This window comes from Listeria farberi (assembly GCF_014229245.1).
In the GTDB taxonomy this organism is placed as follows: Bacteria; Bacillota; Bacilli; order Lactobacillales; family Listeriaceae; genus Listeria; species Listeria farberi.
Genome location: NZ_JAARZJ010000028.1, coordinates 1 through 10393, shown reverse-complemented (window position 1 = coordinate 10393; position 10393 = coordinate 1). Strand labels below are relative to the sequence as shown.

General features: G+C 31.8%; 11 protein-coding genes and 2 pseudogenes. 5 read left to right on the top strand and 8 right to left on the bottom strand.

The features are described 5' to 3' along the window. Positions 1-181: 181 nt before the first annotated feature. The 6 genes and pseudogenes from HCB45_RS14650 to HCB45_RS14625 form a co-directional block, all read right to left on the bottom strand. Positions 182-1250 (bottom strand): annotated as a pseudogene (locus tag HCB45_RS14650) (IS3 family transposase). Positions 1251-1326: 76 nt separating this feature from the next. Beyond that, entirely contained in the window at positions 1327-2577 is a 1251-nt protein-coding gene (locus HCB45_RS14645) for a Fic family protein (protein ID WP_185620384.1), read from the bottom strand. Between the two features lie 372 nt (positions 2578-2949). Beyond that, positions 2950-3525 (bottom strand): hypothetical protein, encoded by a 576-nt coding sequence (locus HCB45_RS14640; protein WP_185620383.1) that lies wholly within the window; start codon positions 3523-3525, stop codon positions 2950-2952. A 5-nt stretch (positions 3526-3530) separates the two neighbouring features. Further along, complete coding sequence (locus tag HCB45_RS14635) at positions 3531-3791, bottom strand: matrixin family metalloprotease (RefSeq protein ID WP_185620382.1); 261 nt, start codon at positions 3789-3791, stop codon at positions 3531-3533. A 143-nt stretch (positions 3792-3934) separates the two neighbouring features. Beyond that, the gene (locus tag HCB45_RS14630) at positions 3935-4111 is read right to left on the bottom strand and encodes a phage holin (protein WP_185620381.1); all 177 of its coding nucleotides are present in this window, start codon (positions 4109-4111) and stop codon (positions 3935-3937) included. 111 nt (positions 4112-4222) lie between these two features. Then, positions 4223-4624 (bottom strand): hypothetical protein, encoded by a 402-nt coding sequence (locus HCB45_RS14625; protein WP_185620380.1) that lies wholly within the window; start codon positions 4622-4624, stop codon positions 4223-4225. A 490-nt stretch (positions 4625-5114) separates the two neighbouring features. Between HCB45_RS14625 and HCB45_RS15375 the strand changes: the two genes are divergently transcribed. The 3 genes from HCB45_RS15375 to HCB45_RS14615 all read left to right on the top strand — a co-directional run bounded on the left by HCB45_RS15375 (position 5115) and on the right by HCB45_RS14615 (position 6608). Then, entirely contained in the window at positions 5115-5243 is a 129-nt protein-coding gene (locus HCB45_RS15375) for a hypothetical protein (RefSeq protein WP_260508464.1), read from the top strand. Further along, on the top strand, positions 5240-5425 hold the full coding sequence (locus HCB45_RS15370) for a hypothetical protein (protein WP_260508463.1): 186 nt from the start codon (positions 5240-5242) through the stop codon (positions 5423-5425). The genes HCB45_RS15375 and HCB45_RS15370 overlap by 4 nt, the downstream gene beginning before the upstream one ends. Before the next feature lie 643 nt (positions 5426-6068). Continuing rightward, a complete protein-coding gene (locus HCB45_RS14615; protein ID WP_185620379.1) occupies positions 6069-6608 on the top strand; it encodes a hypothetical protein in 540 nt (179 codons plus the stop codon). A gap of 562 nt (positions 6609-7170) precedes the next feature. Here HCB45_RS14615 and HCB45_RS14610 read toward each other — a convergent pair. After that, the gene (locus HCB45_RS14610; RefSeq protein ID WP_185620378.1) at positions 7171-7512 is read right to left on the bottom strand and encodes a YrdB family protein; all 342 of its coding nucleotides are present in this window, start codon (positions 7510-7512) and stop codon (positions 7171-7173) included. 520 nt (positions 7513-8032) lie between these two features. Between HCB45_RS14610 and HCB45_RS14605 the strand changes: the two genes are divergently transcribed. After that, the gene (locus HCB45_RS14605) at positions 8033-8353 is read left to right on the top strand and encodes a winged helix-turn-helix transcriptional regulator (RefSeq protein WP_185620377.1); all 321 of its coding nucleotides are present in this window, start codon (positions 8033-8035) and stop codon (positions 8351-8353) included. Between the two features lie 123 nt (positions 8354-8476). Here the strand turns inward: HCB45_RS14605 and HCB45_RS14600 are convergent. Next, a pseudogene (locus tag HCB45_RS14600) lies at positions 8477-8964 on the bottom strand (transposase); the annotation flags it as partial. 726 nt (positions 8965-9690) lie between these two features. On the opposite strand from HCB45_RS14600, the gene HCB45_RS14595 reads away from it, so the two are divergent. Continuing rightward, a partial coding sequence (locus HCB45_RS14595; RefSeq protein WP_185620376.1) for an internalin N-terminal domain-containing protein occupies positions 9691-10393 on the top strand: 703 nt, incomplete at its 3' end.

Sequence of the window (10393 nt, the reverse complement as noted above, 5' to 3'; positions counted from 1 at the left end):
TTCTATTATCAAAGAATAGAATGAATGATCTAGATGCTCATGAATCTGGCACTTTAGTTTGCTTAAATTATACTGTAATCTTGACCTCTTGGGTTTGGAAAAGTATACAACAAATATTTATGCTAGTGTAGTGACCCCAAAAAGTTAGACTTTTTATAGAGTGGAGTTTTCCACTCTATTTTTATGCAGTTTTTTGATTAGAAAGTCGAAACTCTACTGGGCTTTTCCAGTTAAGTTTTTCTTTGATACGATAGTGATTATAATAATAAATGTAGTTCTCAATTGCTAACTCAAGCTCATTTTGACTTTGATAAATTTTCCCATAATACAATTCTTGCTTTAGAATGCTGAAGAAATTCTCCATAGGAGAATTATCTAAACAGGTTCCTTTCCGAGACATGCTTTGAAAGATGCGATTTTTCCTTAATGTTTCTACATAGGTGTTCATTTGATAAGCCCAACCTTGATCAGAGTGGAAGATACGACGATAGGGACAATCATTTGTTTGAGAAATAGCTTCTTTTAGACCTGACATAACCCGTTGCACCGTTTGGTTGATTGGAAAGGCTATAACTTAAAATTTCACGGTTATACAGATCCATAAATGGATCTAAATATAGTTTTTTCTGACGAAGAATGCCAGCTTCATCTGCTTCAAAGTATTTTAATTCAGTCGTATCTGTCGTGATTTTTTGATGAGGAACAGAGGTATTGAATCGGCTATGTACCAAATTTCGAGCGATTTTTTCGTTTTTTGCTCGTCCTCTAAACACAGCCTCCTCAATTCTTTTAAATAGGCATTCTCAATTTTTAACCTTTTATTTTCTTTTTCTAATTTATCCAATTGTGATTGTTCACTTGCTAATGATTGAGTTTCATTTGATTTTTTCTTAGGCATTGTTGTTGGACGTCCTTTCTTTTTGGAGAGTCCATCTATACCAAGCTTACGATACTTTTTAAGCCAATTCACAATCAATGATGGATTGTGAATTTGGAGAAGATTGGCTACTTCTTGATAGGATAACTCTGTAGTTAAATACAACTCTATCGCATTTAACTTAAATTGAACAGAGTAATTCTTATTTTTCCATCGACGATGTAGTCCTTCTTCTCCCAATTCTTTATAAGCGTTAATCCATTTTCTTATTTGAGAACTATCCGTACTTTTTTGCGAGAAACGGTGTTCCTCCTTGACCAGATAGGTAGTCATGGACAATAGTAAGTTTAAATTCAAAACTATATTTTGCCATACAAAAAAACCTCCAAAAGTTAGATTTTAAGGTCTAACTTTTGGGGGTCGGCTCAGTGAAGTTAGGGTTTAAGATTTCAGTCTTGCTTTTTTGTTTTTAATTTATCAGCAAATTCAGCTTTAAGGTTATAAATTTTAGGTCTTTTTTTAGTAATTTCAATAAAATCTTGTTCCACAAATTCATTCATGATTGAATTGACTTTCTTCCTTCCGAGCTTTAATATATTTGCGATTTCCATCACTGTTACACGTGAATTATTATTTTTGAATAACCAACTTTGTGCTAATATAAACAAAACTTGTTTTTTTGCTTCATTTACTTTACTTTTTTGATAAAGTATTTCTATGTTTTCATGTATAGTATCTAGCGTATTTGTTTTTGTTTCCAAATCTTCAATTATCGTTTCTTGACCTTTCTTTATGATTTTCAATGTGTCTATACAAAAAAAAGTTGCTTCCCCTTTGTTCAATACGTTAGAAGTTTCTTCAAATGATCTATAATATTTTTCTTTGTTGCGGTTTATTGTATATGAAAAAGTTAGCGCAGTTAAAGGATCTAGTTTTCTAGCGAGATAAGAACAAATTAAATATCTACCTATTCTTCCATTACCATCATAGAACGGATGTATATACTCAAAGAAATAATGAATCACTGCGTATTTATATAAATCTGGTACTTCACTATCTAAAAAAGCTATCATTTTATAAAGCTTGGATACAATTTGGGTTTCTGGTGCAACTCCAATATGATAAATTTTATCTCCACCAGTAACAAACACAGAATCTTTTCTAAACATATCTCCATCTAATTTATCTTTTTCGTCAATCTCATTACTTACTAGCTCATCATAGAGCGCTCTAATTTCTTCAACACTTTTAATATTTTTAGATTCGCTTAAAAAATTATAAAGTTTTACCATACCGAAAAAGCGCTTAGAATTGTCGCCTTTTTCTTTCTTTACTTCGCTTAAGACCTCTTCGATTTCTTTCTTAGTACTTCTCATTCCCTCTATTTCATTTGTACTTTGTAATTCATTAATAAGTATATTATCCACAAAATTATCAATAGAAACGCCTGGCATGGGGCTAATTAAATTATCTATCTTTCTACTATTTTCTAATATTTCTTCATAAAGATGATTTAACTCAGGAATGTTTACAATAAAAATTTCCTCTTGATAACTTGCTAATTTTTCATTTTCAATAGGGTTAATATATAAACCGGTCCGATAAGTAGTATAGTTGTCAAATCTTTTTTTATATTCTTCCTGGTAGTCTTTAAAATTATAAATATTTAGAACTTTGGCAAGCGGATAATACTTTTCCATATCATTTATCACCTCATTTACTATACATTACACAAAAAAAGATAGTTTTTCAACCCTTTTACCAAATTTAAATTGCCTTTTTATATAAAAGGGCAATTATTAAACTTCAAACTAATAGTATCTTGCATACAAAAACAAAAAAACGCAAAATGCAATGATTAATTTTCCATTTATATGTCATGCATATACCTAAAATTAAAATAGTTATTATTACACCTAAATACGAATTAATATTAATTTAGATATAGAACCATCGAAATATGAATTACTATCAATTAATATACGCTTATTATTTTTACTCATTATATAACCACCTACACAACGATTTTATACTCATCTATAATATTTAATTAAGATATAAATCTGTATTTTTTATTCCGCAAACTCTTGTTGCGCTTCATTAATAACTTCATTCACTTGTTCATTTGCGTCTGATTCTTCCAACTCTGTTTCATCGTCGTTGATAGGTATTTTTCCGAAAGTAACGCCTGCGGTAATATATAGTCCTTCATCTGCAACTTTCAAATATAGTACATAATCCTCACCCTGTTTCATATTTTCATAATCATTTATTGTATAAGTAGTTTTACTATTTTTAGCATAAAATTCAGCTTCCGAAATATTAATAGTATTACCAACTGAAATAGCTCTATCATCTTCACTATTTTTTATCACTTCAGATATTTTAAAAGAAGATTTAGTATACCCGCCAGCAGGCTCATTCGTTACTTCTGAATCTAAAACGATATTCTCACCTTCACTTAACTTTTCTCCTTTTACAATAATATTAACATTTTCCTTCATCGCATCTGCAGATTCATGTCCATCTGTTTTACCCGCCCAACTAACTTTTTTATCATCTGCAAACGGATTTTCAAATATTAAAAATAGCGAAAATACAACTACTCCTAGAAAAACTATCCCAATAAACCTTTTTTCATCTTCCATTACTATCAGTATTTTTTAGCTATTCCAGCTTTATCATCACTTAGAGCCCAATCCTTATTATTAAAACCAAATTGCCTCATTAAAGAATTTTTATTATTTTTTGATTGTGTATGCTTGAGTCCTAAAGCATGTCCTACTTCATGAGCAGCAGTTTCTTTTCGTTGCATGTTTGTTAACTCTACTCTCCATTTTTTGTAAAATGTTATATTTCCATTACCTTTATGCACTGCATAAGTATCACCATTATATTTATCAACATATTCCATTTTCACATCTGCTCCACCAATGACTGAAACTTCTTTAGCGAATTGGATTTCAGATGTAGGGTTCTAAGCTAATGGACCACGTAAACATGTGATCTAGCATTAGAATATTTTTTGAAATCTGGATCAACCCAATAATATACCTTTTAAAGATATGGATTACTTACATATGATAGAAAAGCAGTATAAACAATTCCCCAACTAGTGAAATCAGTTACTGTCAAGCCCATATATGCAATCATAGGAATAAAAACAGCTGCTATAAAGCGACCAATAAACGTTAAATTCTTTTTACTAAAACGCACTTTCCAATTGATTTTCATTAATTTCACTCCTTATTTTTTCGTTCCACAACGAGAACATTTTTTATTAACTCGTTTGTGTAACCCAATTTTGCACAATGCTTTTCCAATCATTTTAATTACTCCCTTCTTTTATAAATTATTTGAAAATGCAGCGATATAAAACCCTACAACACCACTAACGCATGCAACAATCAATGCAGATGCTAATGTACGACGATAAAATAGTCGTTTTTCTTTATCTTCTTTCACTTTACGTTCTAATTTATCTGCTCTTTCTCTTTCTTTTGCTAAATCGATACTGATAAACTTATCATCATGTTTATTTAAGCGTTCCACTGCAGATGACATGCCTTTTTGCACTGCTTCTTGGATTGTCAATGGCAAAGCAATATTATTAGCTTCTAAAGTATCAATTTTTGCCCCATGCCGATCCAACCTATTTTCATGTTCTTGTATCTTTTTTTCATGCGTTTCTACTTTCGCAGATAAATCGTTCCATTCGCGATTTGTTATTTTCACTTCTTGTTCCATGATGCTACCCCTTTCTGTTTTAGTAAACAGTTCGATAATATGAACATATTAAACATACATATCAAGTAATATCTACTTCTATTGCTAACCAAACGCCTTTTGTATAAGTGGTTGCTGCAACCAATTCTACTCTATTGTCCGGATGTATATAGAGCGTTGCTTTTTCATTTGGAAGTCCACAATTTTCGGTAAATTTTCAATCAACGCATTGATCAGCGCCATCACAATTTGGATAGTGGCATCAATCAATTGAGGTAGTATCTGTATAATACCTTCAATTAATACCATAATTAATTTAATTCCAGCATCAATAATAAGAGCGTTTTTCTTAAAGTGGTACTTACAAATTGATAACTTTGATATTGAGAGTTATGAAGAACAAGATGAAAAATTAAGATATATGTATAGTTATGGGGAGAAAGAGTTGCTTGATATTCCAGAAGTAAAATAGATTATGGGCTATTGTCTTTCACTTAATCCCGAGTGTTTTATGGGAGAAGAGGATTACGACGATTTACGGTTAAAAGGAAAGAAGTATCTCCGCGAAGCTTCATTAGCTAATCCAGAAGATTTGTTTTTAAAAGCATTTTATTATGCTTCTGGGGGAAAGAACTTGTGAAATGGGGAAGTAAAAACAGAGAACAACTGACAAATTACCTGCAAGCAAACTTTAATTATGATTCCCTTTTCTCAGATTATCTTAAGGAAATGGTTACGATGTATATAAGTGAAAAAATACAGAAAAAAGGCATTTTAGAAAAGCTTTTTTCTAAGCTGAAAAAGAAAGATAGAGGCAATTAAGTTTTATACAAGAAAAAGTGTAATATCGTTTTTTAGACAGTAAGTTAGGTATAGGATAACTGGGAATAGGTATAAAAAGACCTGAATTAGTAAATATATTCCAATTAAAAAATATGCATTCACTGAAAACGTTGATAGATGTTAGCCTTTTAGATGTAAGCGTAGAACAAATTTTGATGAAAATAAACTGAGAATGAACCCTCCATTTTTATAGGAAGGGCTTATTATAAAAATGATACTCCAATCAGGAAAGTAAAATACTATGAAATAAATAATGTTAGATAAAACCAATCATGTATCACAAAAAAAAAGTCGAATATTCACCCTCCTACTAAGAAGACTCTGGCATTACTGTAGCAGAACAAAATTATATATTTTTTTAAAATCTAGAACGTATTTCAGGGCAAGAATTACAAGACATATGTGCTATTTTTGCCGAGTATATGATTTCTGCTTATTTTTCAGTTGATCTATTTGGTCATAAAGAATCTGCTTATAGTAAATCAGGAGTTAGGCAGAAAACGATGAACTATGGGAAATGAACTATTGTAGTGACGTATAAATATGTTAAAGGAGAGCTTAGAATTAGTGATGCAGGGGTTAAAACAAAGTAGAGAATAATTTAGAAGGGAGAATGTGATGTGTGATAAATCTTGAATGGGAAGAGTTAGACAAGTTAGAGCTAGAAGAAAAGGTAGAACAGATATTGGACGTTAGTTACAACACATGGATGTTAGAACAAAAAAATGTTTGTTATTTTGTGAAATCATTTTTTATCAGATGGTACATTTTGGTTGATATGTATGATGTTGAGGATTATAAAGTTGAAGGTGAAAATCTCAAAACCATGTTCGATTTTAGAATGAGTGAACTAGAAAATATTACTGAGGTGGATTGGACAATGGGCTTTTGTATGGGGATTAATCCAGACTATTTTATAGAAAATGATGATGAGTTTGATTTTATGGAGAAAGAGGGTAATGAACTTATTCATAAATTGATCTTGAATAACCCAAATGATATGTTTTTTCAATCTTTATATTATGCGACTTTAAGTGTTGGAAAAAAGCGCACAAAAAATATGTTCGTTGGAAAAGAGCCAATAGAGAGGATCTTATTCAGTATTCACAAGAAAACTTTAACTTTAGTTCGATTTTTTCAGACTATTTTAGTCAAAAAATAAAACTCTACCTAGATTAATGACATCGAAAAGAGAACCTCATGGAGAATCTCTGTGTAGATGCGATATTTTGGTATAAAGTTACTACTCCTTCATTATGAAGAAGTAGTTCTGATAAAAATGATACTGTTAAGAAGTCAAATGAAATGCTATTCTTTGGATGTTTGGTTCAGAGGAGTGTAGAACAAGATTTGATGAATAAACTGAAAATAGCCTTCCATTTTTATAGGGAGGACTTATATAAAAGTAATGATGAGTGTCCAAGACTCGCTAAAGCGATTAAACACCCAATCAAGGTAAAGAAATATCCGTCTAGAACTATAAGCTAGACCACCTAAAAGAGATATGAATAAATTAAGTTATAGATGATAGGAAATCTGTTTTTTTATAAGTTGAGATGATGACTTGGGTTCTGTACTTCTACTGGTTTTATTAGAAATCTGTAAATTTTTAAGCAATTGTTAAGGGGGATCTAGCTTGTGTTTGGTTGAATCCCCCTTTTTTCATTTTAAAATTTAATAAGACAAAATATCTGATTGAGTATAAATCATACATAATAGTGATGTTAAAGTGTTCCGAAATAACTACTAAGTACAAGGTTAATGGTAACAATTGTACCAAAACCGATTGCAGCAGAAGGCTGTTTCATACTAAGTAAACAACATACTACAATTCCAAAAAGTAAACACTTTAACGCTACAAGCCATAACCCCTCAAGACGATAGCTAGAAGATGGTGCACACCAAGTGCTCCAAATAACAACCATCAATATTGGTGCTAGCAGACCAACTGTAACACGAATAATTTTACTTGATTGAAGAGTAAATCCCCAATATCCTAAAACAAATATGGCAAATATTTCTATTAGAAAAGCAATTGCGATATTACTATTTTTAATTATATTCATTACATTCTCCTTTCTAAATCATATATTCCATCGCTAGAAACTATAAGAATAATATTGTGCAGCTAAGCGCAAAAGCGACCAGACTAAATAGTGTCATAATTTGCGTTCTTTCTCGCTTTTAGTTAATAGCCCATTATAAAAAACGGCAAAGAAAAGGAATAGAGTTGTTAAGATTATTAAGTTTTTGTCAAACGGGTTAAATACGGGAATATGAATCAATTGACCATAGTTAAGATAGCTAATACCAATAATCGTCCAAATGAGTAAAAGCAAAACGCTGACAATCCTCATTTGGAATGGCCGCACGATATTTTTTCCACCTAGTACATATTCACCAAAAGGAAAACCCAATAGTAACAGTAGATGCAACCAAACATTGAGGAAAAACTGATTGCAATTATTATACTAAGTATTTCTATCATCGTATACTCCTTCATTTATTAACTTGTTTGAGTATATAATAATAAGATAAATAGCACAATTACGCACAAAAAAGTAAGTACCTAGTGGAGGTTGAAATTTGAAATCAGAAAAAGAGAATAAATGCATTGTTGAAGATTATGGTTTTGAAAATATAGAAAAATTGTTAACTATGATAGGCGGCAAATGGAAAATACAAATTATTTATCACTTGAGCGGAAACCCCAGCATTAGATATGGGCAATTAAAAAGAAAAATTTCTGAAGCCAGCAATAAGATACTGTCGGCTCAGCTTAAAGACTTAGAGAAAGACCGGCTAATTTCAAGAATAGAGTACGATGAAATTGTGCCGAAAGTAGAGTATTTACTTACAGAGCTTGGGGAGAGTCTCCTACCTGTTTATGAAGTATTTGGAAATTAGTGTGAGGAAAACAGGGGTGTCTTAGAAATGAGGCAAAAGTAAAAAGATGATCTTCCTAAGAATGAGCCCTCCATCTTTATGTATTGACATGGAAAAATGAGAATGGAATAAAAATACTTTAAATTAGGCTGCTTGTTTCCTGAAATTAATAGGAGATTGGTAGCCTGATTTTTGTTGAATTCTTTTTTCGTTATAATATTTAATATAATCTTTTACGATGTGAAATACACTAAATTTAGTGTATTTATACGCTATATTAGGGTAGAATGTTTCGTACTTTACTTTAGCGAGGAATGGAAACATTCTATGGGAGCGTTGTCTGCGGGTGTTCCTTTTCGGGACATACTGCGGATAACGTTTTTCTTTTTACAGCACTGATAATATTCATAAGATGTGTACACCGAACCTTGATCGCTATGAAGTAAACTTCCTTCTGGAAGGGACAACTGATTTAATGTATCTAGCACTAATTCTGTGTCTTGTTTTTCGCCAATGGGGTAGGCAACGATTTCTCCATTATACAAATCCATAATGCTCGATAAATACAAATGGCAGTCTCCAAAATAAAAGTAGGTGATATCAGTAGTTAATTTTTCAAGCGGCTGGCTTGAAAGTTTTGATTTTTAGTGGTAGTACCATTTTGTGAGAGCGTTTTTTATTAGATGGTATATATTGGTTGATATGTACGATGTGGAGGATTATGAGGAAGGAGGGGAAAACTCAAAGCTGTGTACGACTGAACTGGAAAAATATTACTGAAGTAGATTGGATAATGGTTTTTTGTAAGGAAGGGGGGATCTAGACTACTTTATAGAGAAAGAAGATAACGAATTTATTCATAAATTGGTACATTATTGTTGAAGTGGAATAAGAGTGGGAAATTAATTTTTAATGAGCTTCCTTTGTTTGATTTATGAGAAGGGAGTAATAGAAATGGGATTTAAATTGCTGTTTTAGTATAGAAAAATTAAAGGATATTAGTAAGTGGGAATGGGATTCTCTTTTACTATTGAACATATTGTTGGAAAAGAATAAGGTAGATTATTTTTCTGACTTTTAGGAAGAATCGTACAAATATATGAATGAAAAATATGGCGAAGAATGGATACACTTCCTCATAAAGTAGATACTAGAAAAATGCTGGTATCTATTTTATGAGGGGGTATTTTTTGTATGTTTATTTTTAAAATGGGAATTTCTAGACACTATTCATAGATTTTGTTTCTATAATCACACAAAACGTTTGGAAAGGTGCGTGAAATGTGTTTTTATCCTCGGTCTGCATTATATAATTGTATTGTTGAAGTTTGGTTTTATAAGAAGGAGTGAACTGAAGATTGAGATTTTCAAGGAAAGAAAGTGAACAAAAACAAAAGAATTGGCGGATGTGGAAAAAAGGGAAGCAGTGGCTCTGTGGAGCAGCTTTGTTTTTTACTGTCGTTTCGTCGCCAGGAATGATTGTTTTAGCAGATGAAGTAAATGCTGGTAATTCAACAGAGGTAACAGCTGGGGAAGTGGAGACGCCTCTTTCTGAGGAATCTACCGAAAACGAAGCGGAAGAAGACGAAACGTCTTCGACAGAGGCTGTAGCTCCAAGTCAACAAGAAGAAAATACACCAAGTACAGCAGAGAATAATGGAACAAAGACAGTTGAAGGGAAGAAGGAAAGACCGAAACAAGGGAGACTCATCACGACACCAACAACAATTAGTGATATCTTCCCGGATGCTAATTTAGCAGAAGAGATACGAGTTAAATTAGGAAAAACTTCTGTTAGTGACACGATTACTCAAAGTGATTTGGATAGCATTACTAATCTAATGAATAACGAATTAATTAATAAAGAAATTAGTAGTATTAGTGGTATAGAGCACTTGAGGAATCTAATCACCTTGAATTTAGGTGGTAACTTAATAAGTGATCTAAGCGATTTAAGCGGCTTGACTAATCTAAGCACCTTGTATGTGTCAAACAACTCGATAAGTGATCTAAGCGATTTAAGCGGCTTGACTAATCTAAGCAACTTGAATGTGTCAAACA